The organism is Microcoleus sp. T3_A4, from assembly GCF_036700465.1.
In the GTDB taxonomy this organism is placed as follows: domain Bacteria; phylum Cyanobacteriota; class Cyanobacteriia; order Cyanobacteriales; family Microcoleaceae; genus Microcoleus.
On sequence record NZ_JAUBOY010000014.1, the window covers coordinates 37333 to 56145 of the forward strand.

The 18813-nt window shown below is 46.4% G+C and carries 16 protein-coding genes; 8 read left to right on the forward strand and 8 right to left on the reverse strand.

The genetic code is table 11. The annotated features are described in order from the left end of the window. Nucleotides 1-101 precede the first annotated feature (101 nt). Entirely contained in the window at nt 102-491 is a 390-nt protein-coding gene (locus QUA07_RS10025) for a DUF1830 domain-containing protein (protein ID WP_333080653.1), read from the reverse strand. A 374-nt stretch (nt 492-865) separates the two neighbouring features. Between QUA07_RS10025 and QUA07_RS10030 the strand changes: the two genes are divergently transcribed. Beyond that, nucleotides 866-2446 carry a photosystem II high light acclimation radical SAM protein gene (locus tag QUA07_RS10030; RefSeq protein ID WP_333324608.1) on the forward strand — a complete coding sequence of 527 codons (1581 nt, stop codon included), beginning with the start codon at nt 866-868 and terminating at the stop codon, nt 2444-2446. A gap of 575 nt (nt 2447-3021) precedes the next feature. Beyond that, nucleotides 3022-3468, forward strand: coding sequence for a hypothetical protein (locus tag QUA07_RS10035; RefSeq protein ID WP_333086135.1), 447 nt, complete (start codon nt 3022-3024; stop codon nt 3466-3468). 134 nt (nt 3469-3602) lie between these two features. Here QUA07_RS10035 and QUA07_RS10040 read toward each other — a convergent pair whose 3' ends face one another. From QUA07_RS10040 to ntcA, 3 genes are all read right to left on the reverse strand, one after another. Beyond that, complete coding sequence (locus QUA07_RS10040; protein WP_333324611.1) at nt 3603-3998, reverse strand: pre-16S rRNA-processing nuclease YqgF; 396 nt, start codon at nt 3996-3998, stop codon at nt 3603-3605. A gap of 29 nt (nt 3999-4027) precedes the next feature. After that, a complete protein-coding gene (locus tag QUA07_RS10045) occupies nt 4028-5710 on the reverse strand; it encodes a DUF3084 domain-containing protein (protein WP_333324613.1) in 1683 nt (560 codons plus the stop codon). Between the two features lie 77 nt (nt 5711-5787). Further along, nucleotides 5788-6453 (reverse strand): global nitrogen regulator NtcA, encoded by a 666-nt coding sequence (gene ntcA / locus QUA07_RS10050; protein ID WP_006634020.1) that lies wholly within the window; start codon nt 6451-6453, stop codon nt 5788-5790. A gap of 329 nt (nt 6454-6782) precedes the next feature. Here ntcA and fabI point away from each other — a divergent pair, with 329 nt between their 5' ends. Next, entirely contained in the window at nt 6783-7559 is a 777-nt protein-coding gene (gene fabI, locus QUA07_RS10055; RefSeq protein WP_006634022.1) for an enoyl-ACP reductase FabI, read from the forward strand. Between the two features lie 310 nt (nt 7560-7869). Beyond that, nucleotides 7870-8508 carry an imidazoleglycerol-phosphate dehydratase HisB gene (gene hisB / locus QUA07_RS10060; protein WP_333102034.1) on the forward strand — a complete coding sequence of 213 codons (639 nt, stop codon included), beginning with the start codon at nt 7870-7872 and terminating at the stop codon, nt 8506-8508. A 45-nt stretch (nt 8509-8553) separates the two neighbouring features. On the opposite strand, the gene QUA07_RS10065 is transcribed toward hisB, so the two are convergent. The 3 genes from QUA07_RS10065 to QUA07_RS10075 form a co-directional block, all read right to left on the reverse strand. Continuing rightward, nucleotides 8554-9504 carry a PmeII family type II restriction endonuclease gene (locus QUA07_RS10065; RefSeq protein WP_333324616.1) on the reverse strand — a complete coding sequence of 317 codons (951 nt, stop codon included), beginning with the start codon at nt 9502-9504 and terminating at the stop codon, nt 8554-8556. 70 nt (nt 9505-9574) lie between these two features. Beyond that, complete coding sequence (locus QUA07_RS10070) at nt 9575-10420, reverse strand: TdeIII family type II restriction endonuclease (RefSeq protein WP_333324619.1); 846 nt, start codon at nt 10418-10420, stop codon at nt 9575-9577. A gap of 172 nt (nt 10421-10592) precedes the next feature. Then, a complete protein-coding gene (locus QUA07_RS10075) occupies nt 10593-13802 on the reverse strand; it encodes a glycoside hydrolase family 15 protein (RefSeq protein ID WP_333324621.1) in 3210 nt (1069 codons plus the stop codon). A 111-nt stretch (nt 13803-13913) separates the two neighbouring features. Between QUA07_RS10075 and QUA07_RS10080 the strand changes: the two genes are divergently transcribed. After that, nucleotides 13914-14051 carry a hypothetical protein gene (locus QUA07_RS10080; RefSeq protein WP_333324623.1) on the forward strand — a complete coding sequence of 46 codons (138 nt, stop codon included), beginning with the start codon at nt 13914-13916 and terminating at the stop codon, nt 14049-14051. 207 nt (nt 14052-14258) lie between these two features. Further along, nucleotides 14259-14990 (forward strand): WecB/TagA/CpsF family glycosyltransferase, encoded by a 732-nt coding sequence (locus QUA07_RS10085; RefSeq protein WP_333324625.1) that lies wholly within the window; start codon nt 14259-14261, stop codon nt 14988-14990. Between the two features lie 89 nt (nt 14991-15079). Here the strand turns inward: QUA07_RS10085 and QUA07_RS10090 are convergent, their stop codons facing one another. Then, entirely contained in the window at nt 15080-17407 is a 2328-nt protein-coding gene (locus QUA07_RS10090; RefSeq protein ID WP_333324627.1) for a S8 family serine peptidase, read from the reverse strand. A gap of 377 nt (nt 17408-17784) precedes the next feature. Here QUA07_RS10090 and QUA07_RS10095 point away from each other — a divergent pair, with 377 nt between their 5' ends. Both QUA07_RS10095 and QUA07_RS10100 read left to right on the forward strand, forming a co-directional pair. Next, complete coding sequence (locus tag QUA07_RS10095) at nt 17785-18408, forward strand: hypothetical protein (RefSeq protein WP_333283797.1); 624 nt, start codon at nt 17785-17787, stop codon at nt 18406-18408. 42 nt (nt 18409-18450) lie between these two features. Then, entirely contained in the window at nt 18451-18711 is a 261-nt protein-coding gene (locus QUA07_RS10100; protein ID WP_333068825.1) for a BolA family transcriptional regulator, read from the forward strand. Nucleotides 18712-18813 lie beyond the last annotated feature (102 nt).

The following is an 18813-nucleotide window of genomic DNA, read 5'->3' on the forward strand; positions in this document are numbered from 1 at the left end:
ATTCTTAAGTGTTGAGTTTTTAAGGCTTTGCTGAAGTTGGAATTTTGAGCGCGGAGTTATCAATTCACTGACAATTTATAACTCAAAACTCACAACTTCAATTAATCAACGGCCGTTAGTGCCGGTACAGTCAGAGGTTCTGAGATTTCTCGGGATTTGGGGCGGCCAGTCATTGCTGCTCGATCGCCCGGAACTGCCTCTCGCGATCTGCTAGGATTGACGTTGGAATAGGGGCCTTCGTTAATCTGCAAGCGATCGCAAGGAATTTTATCCGACAAAATTGCACTGGCCATCATCCCGGTGTGAATTTCCAATGCTGCAGCGGGCATCGCTTCAAACACTAAGCGCTGTCCGGGAAACACCACTCGTTCAAAGTACCAGTTAGGAATGTTGGCGATGCGAGCAATCTGAATCTGACTGGTGGCGTTGACGTAGCAGCACAGAATCTTGCTGTCGGTGTCTGAGGGTACGGGGTCAAGAATTTGAGCCATAACTGCTGAGGGAGCCTTGCCTAAAAGTTTTAGTTATCTTCTCAGGCTAACACTAGGTGATCCCGCCTACTGTAAAGCCGACTACCAACTCCCTAATACATGAGAGACCGATCGAACTTAAATTAAAATCTAACCGGATAAATATCGAATTTTTGACTCCCCGCTGGGATTTTAAGTCAAAATACGCTGTATTGACTTAAAAATTAGCTTTTTTCTACTGCTGTCGCCGATCGACACTAACAAGCTCGGCCTTGAGCCAAATAGAAAAATTTAAGAATATTTAATGTCAAATTGCGAAAATTAGACATATTGTAAAGTTATATTAAAAGAATATTAACATAGCTGAAAAAGTTCCACTTTAGGATATGGCAATCATGGAAAACCGAGAAAACCGAGTCCTGTACGTTCGCCTCCCTTGCAATCCTATTTTCCCGATCGGAGTTGTCTATCTTTCGGATCACGTACACAAGCTGTTTCCCGATGTCGAACAGCGCATTTTCGATTTAGGTGCCGTACCCCCCCTGGATTTCGCTAAAGCTTTAGATGCCAGCATAGACGAGTTTAAGCCGACGCTGCTGGTTTTCTCTTGGCGGGACATTCAAATTTACGCGCCCGTGGGCGGCAGGGGTGGCAACCCGTTGCAAAATGCCTTCGAGTTTTACTACGCCAAAAATCCGCTGATCAAGTTCCGGGGAGCCCTCGGAGGACTGCGTTTAGCCGCGTCTTACTACACCGAACTCTGGCGCAATTTGGGACTGATTAAGCGCGGATTGAAGCGGGCCCGGAAATACCGCCCCGAAGCTCGTGCAGTGGTCGGAGGCGGTGCTGTGAGCGTGTTTTACGAGCAGTTGGGACGCAGTTTGCCGGCGGGAACTGTGGTTTCGGTGGGGGAAGGCGAAGCTTTGCTGGAGAAGTTGATTAAGGGCGAAGATTTGGCCGAGGAAAGGTGTTATGTGGTGGGGGAAACTGTGCCGCGCGCGAAGCTAATTCACGAAAAACCAGCCAACATCGAGAAAAGTGCTTGCGACTATAACTACATCGAAACCATTTGGCCGGAATTTTCCTATTATCTACAGGATATGGACTTCTACGTGGGAGTCCAAACCAAGCGCGGCTGTCCTCACAATTGCTGTTACTGCATTTATACGGTGATTGAAGGGAAACAAGTGCGGATTAATCCGGCGGATGAGGTGGTGGCGGAAATACGGCAATTGTACGATCGAGGTATCCGCAATTTCTGGTTTACCGACGCTCAATTTATCCCAGCACGCAAATTCATCGATGATGCAGTTGAATTATTGCAAAAAATCATCGCCGCCGGCATGGACGACATACACTGGGCTGCTTACATCCGTGCGGACAATCTCACACCCGAATTGTGCGATTTGATGGTAAAAACGGGGATGAATTACTTTGAAATCGGCATCACCAGCGGTTCCCAGGAACTGGTTCGCAAAATGCGGATGGGCTATAACTTGCGAGTAGTTTTGGAAAATTGCCGCGATTTAAAAGCAGCCGGTTACAACGATGTGGTTTCCGTGAATTACTCGTTTAACGTCATTGACGAAACCTTTGAAACTATCCGGCAAACTATTGCTTATCACCGAGAATTAGAGCGAATTTTCGGAGTAGATAAAGTAGAACCAGCTATTTTCTTTATCGGGTTGCAGCCACACACAATTTTGGAAGAATACGCCTTTAAAAAGGATATTCTGCAACCTGGTTACGATCCGATGAGTTTGATGCCTTGGACAGCGCGCAAGTTGCTGTGGAATCCCGAACCTTTGGGTTCGTTTTTCGGGCAAATTTGTTTAGAAGCTTGGCAGCGTAATTCCAATGATTTCGGCCGCGAAGTGATGGCAATTTTGGAGGAAAAACTCGGCTGTGCGGATTTGGAAGAAGCATTAACCGCGCCAGTGGAAATTAAAGACAAACAGTTGGCAGCAGTTAATTAATTACCAGGTTCCCAGGCAGGACGACGGTTCTTTTCAACAGGGGAAATGGGAGTAAAAATGTATCTTCTGTTTCCCTTTTTTTATTCATATTATGTCCGGTCGATTACCCTAATACGGTAGGAGTTCCCCTCACCAAAAATATCTGCCCATAATTGACAATCTCAAAAACCAGCCCTTTTAATCTCGGTCACTCGATCGGACATGATATCACTAAATAGCTAAGCGCAAATAAACATTACCCTGTAAAAGAGTCAGTTAGCGATCGCCTGGGGGACTATAAACCCGGTTTCTAGGAAAATCAAAGGTTTAGTAACGAGAAATATATGAAGAAACCCGGTTTCTCAAATCAGCGTGAACAAGTCATAAAACCTTAAAAATGTCATAAATGCAAGAGATTGCTTTCCGGCGATCGCATTGACATACTTATGTATTTTCACTGGTGTAGGGTGGACAGTTCGCACCTTACTTAAACCGACCCTGTTCCCTGCACATCTCACCTCTGACATTAAATATTATTAATATCCAGCCAAGATAGCTTAAGATGTAATTATATAGTTAAAACCAGGAGTGACAAGATGTTTTATAAGGAGAGAGTTAAGGGCATTAAAGGAGTAGTTCTAGTTATGGCAGGCATTAGTGCGATCTGCTTTTTGACTGCCTCAGCAGAAGCAACTGCACTAAATCAACCGATTGACAAAGTTCGGGCGATCGCACCCAACACTTTGGGCAATAATCAACCGCTACAAATTGCTCAAGTTGAGGGATGTCCGAGAGCCGAAATGGTGCAATTTTTCGCAACGCCCAACTTTTCTATATACATTTGCAAAACCCAGGAAGGCGATATTTTTTACCGAGGCCTCAGCAAAATAAATGGCAGCCAAATCAATGTCATGCAAGTAACGACAGGTGACGACGGAACTTATGAAGCGACTAACGGCAATATTATCTATTCCATTAACCCCCAACGCCTACAAGTCCGGCAAAATGGTAAGGTAATTTTGACCGAAGGTGTGATCAAGTAACACTAATTGTTATTTAATCATAAATTCACTAAATTCAGGGTGTATTTTATTTAAGTGAAAAATTCAAGAGTCGCCAAAACATATTGATTCCTTAAATTATCCAAGCTCATCAGTGGTAACGCTTATAAAATTGACTAACTTTTGTTTAAATACCTCTGAATTAGGACGATCGCCACAATATCGTCCACCGGTCTCGGCGGCGTCCGCATTCCCTTCGGAATCAAGCGGTTGAGTCCCGTCGGAGGGTACATTTCCCAGTAGCGTTCCCTCGCTTCTAAACTGCTGTACCTCTCGTCAACCTGAACAATTTTGATCGCAGGCGACAAACTCTGCGTTAGTTTTTGTTTCCAACTCTTAGAAGTCGTTTGATCTCCGAGCACCAATAACTCAATGGGAAACTGTTCGCACAAAGATTGAATAGTAGAAATTGCACTCTCCGAGGGTACAACTTGATGGTAGCAGACCTTCTTATCTCTACCCATTACAGCTATGCCGCATTTGTCTTTACCTGGATCGAAACCTAAAATCATAGCCAGTTACCTATTATTAATTACCAAGTTTATTTTTGAATTTTCAAGTCTCCGGGGCCTTGTTTTTGTTGTCCGGTGCGGAACACAACGGCTCCGTTTTCAAGAGCAACTAAATCTATTTTAAGCGGGCCGGCGATATAAGTGACATCTGCTGCGATCGCCTGAACGTCCAGCGGTTTCTCGTACTGCTGCAATCGCTCGATAAAACCAGCTAAAGTTTCAATCTGACTGTCGGCCACTTGAACTCTACCGCCGACAACACCGATCAGGCGAGCGCGAAATTGACAAGCTTCTATCAATTGCAGCAACTGCTGCCGCACCTGTTCGTGGGTCAAAGTCACGGGATCGACAGCAACCCCTGCAATCACATCTCCAGCGCGGAACACAACTCGATTGATTTCTGCTTCTGCAAATACCTTAATTACCTTTTCTTCCCGCAGGTAATTAGCGCCGGCGACAATCCGCACCACGTAATCTTGACCGTCTTTAATCTGACTAATTAGTTGATCGATTTCTGCTTTAGTAATTTGAATAACCTGGTCTCTAACCTTCCTATTTTCCGGCTGCATCAGTCCGACGGTGGTTTTATTTGCTTCTTGCAAGAGTCGATCGATCGCGCGACTCGCCATACCGGGTTCAATAATACGAACCACGCCCGCAGCTAAAATTTGACCGCGCCTGATGGCAACTGTACCCTCGCGGATTGCCTGAAAATCGCGTTCCAAAACTTGCACTTGCTGCTGCAATAAAGTTTGTTGCTGTTCGAGTTGAGATTGTTGCTGTGCCAAGGTTTCTAGGAGTGCTTCCCTCTCGGCAATTACTTTGTCGCGCTCGACAATAGTTCGATCGCGCTCGGCGAGATTTTGCACCCGCTGAGCAATTTCCTTGTCCCGTTGGGCAATTAGTTCGTTGCGAGCGACAATTTCTGCGTCTCGCCTGGCAATTTCTCTCTCTCGCTTGGCAATTTCTTGATCGCGCTGGGCAATTTGAGTTTTTACCTGCTCGATTAACTGTTGGCGTTCCTCTTGCAGTTGGGCGATTTCCGCTCCTAAAGTCGTTTTTTGACCAGAAACTGTTTTCAATTGGTTCTCGGTGCGATCGAGCTGAGCTTGTGTAGTCGATCGGATCGTTTCAACCAGTTTCAACTGTTCTTCGGTGCGAGATTTAGCCGCTTCCACACTGCTGAGCTGTTCTTCTGTCTGAGATTTAGCTGCTTCTACCTGACTTAACTGCTCTTCAGTTTTAGACTTGGCTGCTTGCACGCTGTTGAGCTGGGCCCGCAGCGAGTTTAATTTTGTTTGCGTTCGAGCTTGCTCAGCATTAGCTGCTTGGAGGGATTGATTAATTTGCTCTAAATTGGCTCTAGCTTGCGCTTGGGCGGCTCTGGCTTGAGCTAATTCAGTTTCAACTCGATTTTTTTCTTGAGTGGCCTGGTTGATTTCTCTGCGCGCGTTGTTGAGCCTTTTTTGAATCTCGTCTATTCTAAAAACTCCCGTTCGCAGCGGCTTGCTAGTAGCAAACAATATGCCCAGAGTGACTGCTGACAGGATGCTGCCGGCCATCACTGTCACAACAACAGCAGTATCGCGGGGGCGAAGTTTGAATAAGCTCAACCTTGCCTTGCCGACTTTCGTCCCAAGGCGATCGCTAACAGTGGCGATCACACCCCCCAACACTAAAATTACAAATACCAGGATGTATCCAGCAGTCATTCCGATTTTAGATTTTGGATTTTGGATTTTGGATTGAATCTAAAATCCAAAATCCAAAATCCTATACTTTCTCGGCATCAAGTGAATTGCTGGCTTAGGGCCACCGGGTTGTGGACTGTGATCTTTTTCTTGTGGATCGAGATCATGGTTTCTTGTCTGAGATCCCCGAGCAAACGAGTCACAGTTACCCGTGTCGAGCCGATCGCTTCGGCGATCGCCTGGTGGGACAGCTTCAAATCTATCGTAATCCCCTCTGTACCGGGCACGCCAAAATCCCGGCACAGAATCAGCAAAAAGCTGACAAGTCTCGAACCCATATCTCGGTGCGCCAACGTTTCGATCATCATCTCGGTTTGCAAAATCCGAGACGACAGTCCCCGCAGCATCACCATCGAGAGTTCCGGGTCTTCCTTGAGCGCTTTCTCGACTTGTTCGATCGGCAGCGAGATCAATTCCACCGGCGTAAAGGCTACCGCGTGGTAAAACCTGTCCGATCGGTGTCCCGTAATCAAAGACAGCACCCCAAATACGCTATTTTCGCGCAGGAGGGCGACTGTAATTTCTTCCCCTGCTTCGTAGACCCTGGAGAGCTTCACAGCACCTCTAATGAGAACGTAGACGCGCTCAGCCGGGTCTCCAGGGAAAAAAATTGTCTTGCCCCGTTCAAAGGTTTCCACAATGGGTGGAAACGCCCCGCCGCTGATTTGGCGGAACACGGCTGCTAGCGGTCTATCATGCGTCACGACTAGATCCTTTGTACTAATCAATACTTTATAACTTGCCGATTAACCTTATTGAGTAAATATACTGCCCAACCTCCAATATCTAGGGATTCTGTTACTTCCATCTAATGTTAAGGTAAACACGCACTGTATGATTAAATCTAGCCCTTCTCTTAACTTTTTCAATTCCGCCCCCATGTAGCTCCACAGCAAAATTAATATCAATTGTGTCTCAATTGTGTCTCAATTGTGTCTGAATCAGTTAAATCTGAATCAGTTGTGTCTAAACTGGCGGGGTTGTCAGATATAGCCAATGAGAACGGTGCAAGTTGCTTTTAGATAAACTACAGATGATAGATTTGACCGGAAAAAATGCTCTTGTTACGGGCATTGCCAACAATCGCTCGATCGCCTGGGGCATCGCTCAGCAGCTCCACAAAGCTGGGGCCAACCTCGGCATAACTTATTTGAAGGACGAGAAAGGCAAGCACGAGCGCAAAGTCGCTGAACTGGTGGAACCGCTCAATCCCAGTCTGTATTTGCCCTGCAATGTCCAAGACGAGAGCGAAATTGAGTCTACTTTTCAAACCATCGCCGACAAGTGGGGCAAGTTAGATGTCCTGATCCACTGTCTGGCTTTTGCCGGCAAGGACGAACTTTCGGGAGACTTCACCAACACTTCGCGCCAAGGTTTCTCCAATGCTTTGGATATTAGCGCTTACTCGCTGGTGCGGCTTTGTGCTGCTGCTAAACCCCTGATGGCCGAGGGCGGCAGTATTGTGACGCTGACTTACTTGGGCGGCGTCCGAGTAGTTCCTAATTATAATGTGATGGGAATTGCTAAGGCGGCTTTGGAAATGAATGTTCGTTATCTGGCTGCTGAACTGGGCCCGTTAAATATTCGGGTAAATGCGATTTCTTCTGGCCCGATTCGGACTCTTGCTTCGTCAGCAGTTGGCGGTATTCTGGACATGATCCACCACGTTGAGGAAGTGGCGCCACTGCGGCGGACGGTGACTCAGCAGGAAGTGGGAAATGCTGCGGCTTTTCTGTGCAGCAATCTCGCTAGCGGAATTACGGGTCAAGTTTTGTATGTCGATGCCGGTTACGAAATCATGGGAATGTAACGGTAGTCGAGAATTTTGAGTTATGTAGGGGCGGGTTTAGACAATAAACTTTAACTTTAACAAGTAAGTTTTATCTCGCATCTTCTTGCACCATTTTCAAGAACCTGTAGGGGCGGGTTCACCAAAAACTTTCTCCGGTAACAGACAGGTTAAATAAACCCGCCCCCACCCACCAAAAATCCCTTGATTGACGTTGGTGTCTGATGTCAGTTGTATGCAGAACCAGCCCCTCGCTTGAGACTCAACACTAAAAAAATCCCGTTCTCAAATTACTAATTATCAATAACTAATGAATGACCAATTGCGAATTATGGAGATAATCGATCGCCCTTCTCTTCCTCCTGCAAATTCAGTTCAACCAGCTAGGGCCGCCTTGGTGAAACGCACGACACTAGAAACGGATGTCACGGCCAGCCTCAATCTAGACGGTGTAGGAACTTGCAAGGCGTCTACGGGGATTCCGTTTTTAGACCATATGTTGCACCAGATTGCTTCTCACGGATTGATCGATTTGGACGTGCAGGCGATCGGGGATTTGGAGATTGACGACCACCACACGAACGAAGATGTGGGAATTACCTTGGGCCAAGCCCTAGCAAAAGCTGTCGGGGATCGATCGGGCATTTCTCGCTTCGGGCATTTCATCGCACCTTTGGATGAAGCTTTAATTGAAGTAGTGCTAGATTTTTCGGGACGGCCTCACTTAAGTTACAGCTTGGAAATTCCCAACCAGCGGATCGGCACTTACGATACTGAATTAGTGAGAGAGTTTTTTTCAGCGGTGGTGAACCACACTCAAATGACACTGCACATTCGACAGTTGCAGGGCGGAAATTCTCATCATATTGTGGAAGCGGCGTTTAAGGCATTTGCGCGAGCTCTGCGGATGGCGGTAGAAATCGATCCGCGGCGCGCCAGCCGGATTCCGAGTTCTAAAGGGGTTTTGTAGTATGGGGTTTGCAGTAGCGCTTCTGGGCTACTGCAAAGCTGTCAATCAAAATATATCTGCTATATAGTTAAAAACGCCTTGACTTCCCTCGCCGTACTTTCCGATCAATTCAGCGATGATTCGATCGCTACACCTTTCTATAGCTTCATCAATAGAACTTTGTGCTAAAACTTGACTAGCCGACTGACGCAACACTTCAAACAGATTCACAGTATAGCGAGTATCTTCACTGACAAAATCCCACAGTTCTCGACCTATTAAAGTGATCATTTCCGAATTGGGCAAAATTTGCTTCAGTAAACCAAGTGTTACAGTTTTATTAGTTCTTTTACCGTAAGCTATACCAATATAAGCGCGATCGCCCTCCTGAATTTTTTCCTCAATTTTGGCAGCCCAATATACTATCGGGTCTTTATCCATATCATTTGGGCCACTTTTTACTTGTATCCAGCATTTCTCGCCCTCACTGGTAGTTTTAATTGCGTCCCATCCTGACTCTTCCGGTGGAATTTCTGCACTTTCAGAGCAAGATATCAATAGTTTTTGAATAAAAAATCCCATTGATGTGACAATAGACCTCGTAGCCGTCATATAAACATTAAGCCTGACAACTTCTTCTGGAGTGTCCAGATTTAACGCCCTGATTAAAAATGGGTTGGGATGAATTTTCCCTAAAGTCAGATTTTCCACCATAACTAGCTGTCGCCCAGTAAAATCTCGACAAATACTGGCTAAAAAATTTTCAGCAACAGTAAGTTGCAGCGAAAGCTTGCCTGAAGATATAAATGCTAAAATGCGTTCAATCTCATCGCAAGTAAATCTGAGTGCTGTTTTGCCAGATATGCTGCTGATGCCGTTTCTGAGTGTGGCGGCTTCTAAGTTAAGAAATTCTTCTAACTCCGCAAAGTGACTGGCGAAAGATCGAGACTTTCTGGCTAACAATCCTACTTCTTTTTCTAAAACAAATGCTAATAATTCATGAAGTTGCCCTGACACTTTTCTTTTTCCTCAACTCTTTTATATATTAGTTAACTGAAAAGAGAAAGCTGAAGAAACTCATACTTTACTAAAATCCAAAAGCAAGAGCATCAAGCATATGCTTACCCTTCTCCCGCCCCACTTCTTGATATATATCCAAAAGTTCTTCGTAGGCAGTCTCTCCCCCTATAATATTCCAAAACTCATGTCCCATAATGACAGCTTGTTGAAAAGGCGTGTACTTCCTTGCCACTGGCCATTTATAATCTGAACGATTTGGCCCGTAAGGATTGTAAGCCATAGCATAATAAGATTGAGCATCGGGCCGAGACAGTCCGCACAGTAAATGATATCTCAGCAGTCGTTGAATTACCTCCAAGCATTGTCCTTTGTTGGGTTTTGACCCTTTAATTTCAAAGAAAAATTTCCTCCCGTCACGGGATAGCACGTACAAATCTGCTTTGACTCTGACCGATCGCGTAACTAAATGGTTCGTTTTTTGAGCCACAAGAACAGCTTCTATCATTTCTTCAAAAGCAGGTTTATTTGCATTATTGTCTGCTGACTGTTCAAATAGCGCTATCTGATGCTCAATTTCATTGATAGCCTCTATGCTAACTTCGCCATAAATTTCATAGCTTCTGCTTGCTTCTTGGTGATGTTCCAAAGCAATGAGTTTTGCACATTCTTCATAAGTTGTGCCCAAGCTGCTGCTGAAACCTCTTTCAAACTCGTTAATCCGTAGCAATTCTGAGGGCATAATAGCAGCCTGAAACGGTTTTAGTTGACCTTTAGAGGATTTGCATGATAAATATGCTGCTGGAATATCAAGTTTCGGTATTAGCCGTCCTCTGTATTCATTGACAAGATTTTCGATGAAAACTTCTAAGTATGCTTTGATTATGATGCGGGTAGTTGAGCTAATAGCTGACATTATTTTACTGCAAACATTCTGTTGACTAGACTTGTTGAAAGCTACCATACCAAATCAAGCTTAAATATCTCCCTTATTTCTTAGTCCGCAGAGGCGGACTTCGTTTGTGTAGTTGCGGTTTCAACCGCCGAACTATGGAGGGGGTAGCTTGTATTAACCACCCGCACTCAATCTATCCAAACTTCGTCAAGAATCTGAAAGCATCGAGTACGTGACTCGCGCAAACGTAAGGCGAAGTATTGTAAAAAGCTTGCCAAGCCGCCGCTTTATCTTCGTCGTATTTATCGGATCTTTCCTGGTGTTTACCCAGCCAATTCAGCCGCACTGCGTGACCGACTAATACATCTAAAACGATGTATTCTTCTACTTGCAAATCTGGGTTACGCTGGGCGATCGCTGCCAACTCCATCAGCGCCTCAATATTGACTTGTCGGTATTCCGGTGCGACAATCTTATTCAGCAAATGCTCGATTTGTAGCGCGAAATTCTTTTCGCCTGGGGTCATTTCCGATAAAATGATATGGCTATCTAAGCGATTGCGCCGCTCTAATTTGTCGCCAATTATCAAGCCTTTGCAGTGCCGCAGGAGTCCCCAAACACTCGGATAAAAATCCTTCGGTACGCGATTGACAGTACCTTCCATCTGCCGCTTCCGCCGCCATCCTCCCGCAGGCATTTGCGGTTCTTCGGAAACAGGCGCTACTACCCATTCAATATCTTTTTCCGCCTGTTTGACGCGCAGGGATTCTTGCTGTTTAAGGATTTGATTCATTTCCTCGTATTCTGTCAACACTTGGCGCAGGCGATTTTTGATTTCAAAAGGGCTTAGCTGCATTAAATGTTCGTAAGCTTCATTTTGCGTCACTCCTAATTCGCGGGCTAATTCGCTTGTTAACAGCAGAATAAAGTAGCTAACTCTCAGTGTCAGTAGACCTTTAAATAATTGCGGTTCTGCTTTAATTAGGACGCTGAGGTAAATTAGAATTTCTTGGGTGAGAACTCGATCGCGAATATCTTCTCCGCAGAATTGGCGAATTTTGTCCATCACTTCGGTGTAAGATCCGGGTCGCGAAATTATCGAATCTTCGCTGTAGGCTTTCCCCACAGCAATCTGTTTTTGCCGCACCAAAATATCTGTCACCGCATCGGACAAGCTGATATCAACCTTGTCCAGCAAACCTGCGGCATGGCGGATGACTGCCCATTGGATTTTTGATTGCGAACTTTCTCCAGCTTTGGTATAAACTTCGTTGAGCAAATCCACAACTTCTACTGTTTCTTCCGCACCTCCAAATCCTGTATGAAAATTTAATCCTTTGAGTCTAACTAACGTGTGTAGCAACTCAATTTGTTCGTACAGATTTTCTGAATCTCGCAGGCTATTTAGCAAAAAGTTAGTATTAGTTTCACACTCTAATTTAAATTCTTGCGTGTGACCCAAAGGCCAAGTTTTTTCAGGATTGTAAGTTAGATAGCTGCGCGTTTCTACTGCACCTGTCACCGGAGATTCGGTAAATTCAAAATCGTGCATGAAATCAATTCTTTCGGTGCCAGCGGTCAGCATTAACTGCTTAAGATTTCCGAGTTTAACGGGCGTGTTTTTACAGTGTCCATCCCGGAATTCCTTCATTAATTCTAACAACGCTTCCCGGCCGGTTTCCAGCATCGTGTGAGTCAGCATCAGCGTTACCGTAGGGCGTCCCAACTGATACCAGTGGTGGTGAATGTGAGCTATTTCGCTCTTGATTTGGGCTACTAAAAAATGGTAATCTAAAGTTAAGTAAAACTCTTGTCTGTTCAAAAATGAGGGGAGAAATACGATCGCCTCTTCGCGAATTTTAAACACCCGAGAAGTTGTTAAACTCCGCAAACGGCGCACGGGGCGGCCGGTTAAGCCTAATTGGTCGTTGCGTCCAATTTGCGTGTAAATAGCTGATAATTCTTTAGTCTGGCGGACTTGAATAGGTTCTACCTGTTTTGGGGTTTGCGCGGCAATGCCGTTAGCGGCTAATTCTGCTTGCAAATCTTCGTCTTCAGCTAACAGGGCAATTTGCACTAAAGGTTCTCTGTGTTGGCCGACCGACAGGTGCCTTCCCAGCGGGTCAATATCGCCCACTGCGATTAATCCTTCATTTAGCAATTGACCGAGAAAATACAGACTTTGCGCCCAAACCAGGGGAATATTTTCATTGGGTAAGCGCTGCTGGCTGCGGGGATTGAGCTTTTCTGCTTCTATATTTTCGGCGGGGACGTAGTACAATTCGGGTAGTAGTGGCAAACCAGAGCGATCGACTGCTAGAGATTCCAAACGCTGCTGGTACTCCTGCACTTGAGCTTGATTTCCCTGAAATATGCCGTCCAAGAGCAAATAAGTGAAAAATAGCGGCCACTCGCATTCAATGTGCTCGAACTGCCTTAATTCTGTGGGTTCGTAGTGCAGGCGATCGGCATCTTCCAAAACTGTTTGGTGTCCGTCCCGCAGAAACCGCTTGCAGCCGTATTTTCCTTGCAATTTGTCAATGATCTTATTTCGAGTCCGTTCTATTAATTCTCGGTCTTCCACAGCAAAAGCCGGAAAACTAATCACGCTCAATAAAGCCGCATCTACTTCTTTTGAACTAGATTCGCGAGGCAAAAGCGATTCCAAAGTTATGCGACTTCTGGCAATTTCGTCTGGCAAAACGTGAATAACTGATGCTTGAGAACCTTTAATTCCGAACAAATCTAACCCATTTATTGCTTCCAGCGCTGCTTTCGCCATGCCAACTGAACTGGCGTTCAATTCTGCATTGCCGCGATTGATTTTATGACCTCTTTCCCAAATTCCGTAATCCGGCGTGCGGTAGGCTCTACCGATGTAGTAAACTAAATTTTGCACGAAATTGACTTCATCTATTGTAAAAATTACGTGCAGCCCGGAAGCCGTCATTTGAGCAAGAATTAATAAAAATATAGAGGTAGCGTCTAACTGTAAATGACCCCACTTGTCATCACCGACAACAATACTTCCAGTTTGAGTATTGTATTTAGCGTGCAGGGCATCTAGGGGCGACTGAGTATTTTTAAAATGTTCTACTTTGCTCGATTGCTGCATCATCGCAAACAGCAATCCGCGCATCAATTTGACTGTGCTATGTTCGAGTTCAAATGTTCTGCCCTGATCACCATCAATTTTGCGGTAAGCTAAACCCAAACCCCAAACCGCGAGAATGCTGTACACGTTGTCGCGTACCCAGGCATCGGTGTAGTCGCCGTGGGCGTTGACGGCGGTACTCGCCGGCAGCAAACCAGTAATTGGGTTCTGGCGCTTGAGGATGATGTTTTTGATTTGCTGGTAGTAATAATCTAACCTGGTTTGCCGCTGGGTTTTTGCGATCGCCATTTCGTTTTCCTTCTTTTTCCTGATGCGAGCCGAATTGCGGTGAATAGACTTTTAAATATATCAGAGTTTAGATTATTTCTCAAGTTATCCAAACACAAAAAGGTAATTGCCATGTCTACCCGTAACAACAATAACAATAGCGTTCCTTTCGTGAAAGTTGTCTACTCTACAGTTAAAATTAATGGTAAAATCGAGCTAGTACCGATGGAATGGTACGCTGACGGGTCGGTCAAAAAAATCGAACACTAATGCTCGATCGCACTTGGCTGGCCAACTCTAATGAACTTGCGCGACCCGTCGCTTACAAAAAAACCGGTTTCTGGGCCACCGAACGATGACTTAACAGACTATTGGTGGCACAAACCGGGTTTTTTGCGACCAAAACTGCTCTAGCGTCGATCGCCAATCTCAGCTAATTTAAATAACTAGGTGTGTAGGAATCTCAAAGAAAAAAATATGGATCGATCGCGCCCGCAATTTTCAGTGCTGGGACTACCAGTTCACATATTAGATGATTATGCAGGTTGGCTGATGCAGCGTCTGCATCAAGGGTTAGGAAGTCATGTGGTGACTTTGAATGCTGAAATGGCCATGCAAGCCGAGCAAAATCAGGCCTTAGCGGATGTAATTCGCAAAGCGGAACTCGTGATTCCCGACGGTTCGGGAGTAGTGTTGTACTTGCGGCTGCGTGGCAAACCGGCACAGCGCTATCCGGGGATTGAATTAGCAGAATCGCTGCTGCAACAAGCCGGAAAATTGCCTGATTCGGAACCACTATTTTTCTTTGGAGGTTCCCCAGGAGTGGCGGCTGCGGCGGCCAAAACGTGGCAGCAAAAAGTTAACGGATTGTCGATTGCTTCTCAACACGGTTATCTTTCCGCAGATGAAGAGAAAGACTTCCGTGAAAGCCTAAAACAAATGCAGCCAAAACTAATTTTTGTAGGCTTGGGAGTGCCGCGCCAAGAATTTTGGATTGCCGAACACAGACACCTTTGTCCTAATTCGATTTGGGTGGGAGTTGGTGGCAGTTTTGATATTTGGGCGGGAACAAAAGACCGCGCGCCGGCTTGGTTTTGTGACAATCATTTAGAATGGTTGTACCGACTTTATCAAGAACCTTGGCGGTGGCGCAGGATGTTAGCTTTGCCACAGTTTGCATTGAAGGCTTTGGGGGATTTTAGAGCTTAAAAGCTGCTAGCCTAAAATAGGTTTGTAGTGAGGGCTTTAGTCCTCATAAAATTCTGATAACTTAAGTCCTCACTACGAACCAATTGCCATTAAACAATGTAAGGAGAATCGATCGCCTTTGCCCGATTAATCGCCACCAAAGTCTGGTAAATCAAAGCCGAAATCTCAGCGCGGGTAATATCGCGCTGCGGCGAAAGCCAATCGCGGGAAGGATAATTAACCACAATCTTCAAAGCAGTTGCGGTGGCGATCGCACTTAAAGCAAAATTAGGAATTTGAGAACGATCGTTGTAAACTTTCAAAGAATCAGGATTGCCGCCCTTGAGTTCCAAACCGTTAACCAAAGACACGATCGCCTCACTCTTAGTCAAATTCTGATTCGGCCCGAACTTCAACCCCGGAAACCCCGCCAAAAACCCCCCCCGATTTGCCCGTTCGATCGCACTTCTCGCCCAAAAAGTAGCAGAAACATCAATAAAATTTGTAGCCGGAACCCTCGGAATCGGACTAAACGCACTCACCAACAGCGCCGCATATTGAGCACGATTTAAACTGTCATCAGGCCGAAAAGAACCGTCAGGAAAACCGCTAATTATATTCGCCGCAGCCAAAGCTTCAATAAACTTCTGTGCCCAATGTCCAGAAATATCACTGAACACCGCACCGCCGATATTCGGATTGCCGCCACCCTTTCTCACCGCAGCTTGCACAGCTTTAAAAGCATTCACTTTCCCGTAACCAAACCAATCGCTGCGGCCGTTGTTAGGATCGTAATTTCCCAGGCGATTGCCCAACTGGGGATCGGGATCGGGATCGACAATTTTCTCAGCAGTTTGTTCGAGAATTCCCCGCACTTCCCGCGCCGTCAAACGGGGGTTAGCCGAAAGTATCAACCCTGCAACCCCAGCGACTACGGGAGTGGCGCTGGAAGTACCGCCAAAAGTATCAGTATAGTCCCCCCAGTCGTAGCCCCGATCGCCCACTCGATCGGCAGTAAACACCCCCAAACCGGGCAAATACTGCGTCACCTCCGGCGGCGTGCCGATAAATCCGGTTTCGGGCAACCAAGTTCCCGGCGGCGCGTTGTTGCTGGGGGCGCAAACCGAGATGCTGGTGCCCCAATTGCTGTAGGCTGCTTTTTTGTTGAGGGAAGTGGAAGCGCTGACGGCAATTACGTCGGGGTGAACGGCAAATCCGTTTAGCCATCTAGTTTGACCCTCCACAACGTTGTTTGGCCAGCCTTTCTCGTTAATTGTGCCGTTAACTGGGCGGTTGGCATTCCCCGCCGCGAACAGAATAACGCAGCCTCTGCCGCCCCGCCCTTGGGTTGCTGCTTTGGTGATAACGGCACTCTGCCGCAGGGAAAGGGGATAGTAAACTGCCGCAGGCCCCCAACTGCAAGAAATGACGGCGGCACCTTTATCTATCGCCCAATTAAACATTTTTTCGACAGAATCGTCATCGAGAAAACCAGTGGTACGGATGGGCATTAGGGCGCAGCCGGGGGCGACGCCGACCATGCCTTTGCCGTTTTCTTCAGCAACGGCGACGCCGGCACAACTTGTGCCGTGGTTGTCTGAGTCGGCTACTGGCATCGGGGAGGTGTCGCCCTCTTTGAAATCGATGGGTGAGACAATTTTGCCTTGGCCTTGAAAATCTGGGTGGGTGATGTCAACTGAATCATCGGCGATGGCAATTACGATCGATCGAACTCCGCGAGTCATGTCCCAAGCTGGTTCGGCATAAATTTGAGCACCGCCGACAAGTTGGTTGCCGCCTTTGTTATTGAGATACCACTGTTTGGGATAAAGCGGATCGCGGGGCGTGTAATGCTGCTGTGTCTCTACTAAAATGTTTGGTTCCGCGATCAAAACTTCTGGATATCTTGTCAGGCGGTTGGCAATTTTGACCGGGTTTTCTGTTGCTTGTTTTGTGACTTCGCAGACGAACGTGTTCGGAATTCCTTCTACTGGCCGGACTATTTTTAAAGCTGCTGCATTGGCGATCGCTTGTCGCGATTGTTCGTCTACTTGTTCCCCAAATTGAATAGTAATTTGGTCTGTCAGATAAAAGAATGTACTCGGATTGTTGGCGGGGCAATAGACGTGGCTGGCAAAAGCTACAGCATCGCTGGCGCGGGCTGCTTGCATTGCGGCTTCTAGGCGATCGGGTGAAACGAGATATTCTTCGAGATGGCTTTGGCCGACGCGACGGTTGATTTTTGCCCCAGTTGTTGCAGCCCAATCGTTTGAGGCTGATGCTGTTGATGAGGGGCGGACTGTAAAGCGATCGTCCGCTTTTGACAGCAGCAATTCGTCGCCGCCGCGTTGTAAAATAACTGCCAGACTTTCATCGGGGACTCCAATCCCTTGATAGTTTTGGAGAGTGTCGGAGGTCGGTTTGCTGGGTTGTACCATCAGAAATATTCCTGTTTAATTTTGATGTCTATTTATCAAACATATTTATAAGCTGTCAGACAGGTTTTTACCATGAGGGGTTTGAAACTGTAACTAACAGCGGTAGGGTGCGCCATAAGCGCCTTACTAACTCCTTTCGTCTCAAGCGAGAGAGACCAAAGTTTGTGTAGGATCGGTTTCAATCGGCGATTTTTATTCGACGGCTGAGTGTTTTTTAGATAAACCACCTCACAGAAAACTCGTTTTGAGCTTTTCTCCCGATCGCACCCTTTGACATTTCAACAAATTTGGTTTACACTTAGCCGGTTGCGATCGCCAATGGTAAGATCGGCTCAAGCTAAATATTTTTTTAAAGCGCACAGGCGCAAAGTAATTTCATGGTATACTCTGGAACTGTTTGCTGGCTTCGCTCCACTGCCCGGATTACGATCGGGGCGATCGCAGCTTTTACCCTGTTGCAACCGCTCCAAGTCCAAGCACAACAACCTTCTGGGCCAGAGAACCAACCGCAAGTCGAGCCCGCCGACGACCCCACAGACCCCAACAATCTTCGCCCTCTGACGCAAGACAGCAGCTTGCTGAGCGTCCCAGGAGGCCAGCGTTTGATGACAGAAGCCAGCAGTGCTATTTCCTCTCAGAATTACGCACTGGCTACTCAAAAACTCCAAGAATCCCGCCAAATTTTCAATCAACTGTCCAACTTCTATCAACAACTGGGTAGCAGTTTTGCCGGAATAGACATCCGCTTGGCCGAAAGCCACCGCACCAAAGCTGTAGAAACGGCCCAAATGCGCGACGAAGCTACCTATCGGCTGGCGTTGGTACACCGGGCACAAAATAAGCCCGAACTGGCTGTGCCCCTGCTGATTCAGATTATTCGATCGCAGCAGCCAACTCGCGACTTGGGCAAGAAAGCTTACCAGCAGTTACTGGAATTGGGTTTTGTGGATTCGCCCTTTCCCCGGCCTGCCAGCAGTCAACCGAGCTCATCGACAAAATAGTTCCACTAAAATCTAAATTACAGCCGTTTATCAGAGAAACCAATGGTTACACCGTCTCAAGTAGCAGAAATGATTAAGGCAGGGTTGCCCGACGCTAAAATACAAGTTGAGGATTTGACCGGTGGCGGTGACCACTACCAGGCGAGAGTCGTCTCTGCAGCCTTTGAAGGAAAAAGCCGAGTACAGCAGCACCAACTGGTTTACGGCGCTCTCAAACAGGCAATGGCTAGTGAAGCCATCCACGCTTTGGGCTTGGAAACCTTAACTCCCGCAGAATGGGAAGCGAAAAGTCAAGTTGCTTAATTGTTGAGTAGCAATTGGATATCACAAGTTTGTGCTTGTGTCAATAGTTGCTTGAAATATAGTTGCTTGAAATACAACTGCTGCACTTACGCACAAAAACCA

Excerpts from the sequence above, each read along its gene's own strand:
- QUA07_RS10025 (WP_333080653.1), bottom strand. The coding sequence starts at position 491 with ATGGCTCAAATTCTTGACCCCGTACCCTCAGACACCGACAGCAAGATT.
- QUA07_RS10030 (WP_333324608.1), top strand. The coding sequence starts at position 866 with ATGGAAAACCGAGAAAACCGAGTCCTGTACGTTCGCCTCCCTTGCAAT.
- QUA07_RS10035 (WP_333086135.1), top strand. The coding sequence starts at position 3,022 with ATGTTTTATAAGGAGAGAGTTAAGGGCATTAAAGGAGTAGTTCTAGTT.
- QUA07_RS10040 (WP_333324611.1), bottom strand. The coding sequence starts at position 3,998 with ATGATTTTAGGTTTCGATCCAGGTAAAGACAAATGCGGCATAGCTGTA.
- QUA07_RS10045 (WP_333324613.1), bottom strand. The coding sequence starts at position 5,710 with ATGACTGCTGGATACATCCTGGTATTTGTAATTTTAGTGTTGGGGGGT.
- fabI (WP_006634022.1), top strand. The coding sequence starts at position 6,783 with ATGATAGATTTGACCGGAAAAAATGCTCTTGTTACGGGCATTGCCAAC.
- hisB (WP_333102034.1), top strand. The coding sequence starts at position 7,870 with ATGGAGATAATCGATCGCCCTTCTCTTCCTCCTGCAAATTCAGTTCAA.
- QUA07_RS10070 (WP_333324619.1), bottom strand. The coding sequence starts at position 10,420 with ATGTCAGCTATTAGCTCAACTACCCGCATCATAATCAAAGCATACTTA.
- QUA07_RS10075 (WP_333324621.1), bottom strand. The coding sequence starts at position 13,802 with ATGGCGATCGCAAAAACCCAGCGGCAAACCAGGTTAGATTATTACTAC.
- QUA07_RS10080 (WP_333324623.1), top strand. The coding sequence starts at position 13,914 with ATGTCTACCCGTAACAACAATAACAATAGCGTTCCTTTCGTGAAAGTT.
- QUA07_RS10085 (WP_333324625.1), top strand. The coding sequence starts at position 14,259 with ATGGATCGATCGCGCCCGCAATTTTCAGTGCTGGGACTACCAGTTCAC.
- QUA07_RS10090 (WP_333324627.1), bottom strand. The coding sequence starts at position 17,407 with ATGGTACAACCCAGCAAACCGACCTCCGACACTCTCCAAAACTATCAA.
- QUA07_RS10095 (WP_333283797.1), top strand. The coding sequence starts at position 17,785 with ATGGTATACTCTGGAACTGTTTGCTGGCTTCGCTCCACTGCCCGGATT.
- QUA07_RS10100 (WP_333068825.1), top strand. The coding sequence starts at position 18,451 with ATGGTTACACCGTCTCAAGTAGCAGAAATGATTAAGGCAGGGTTGCCC.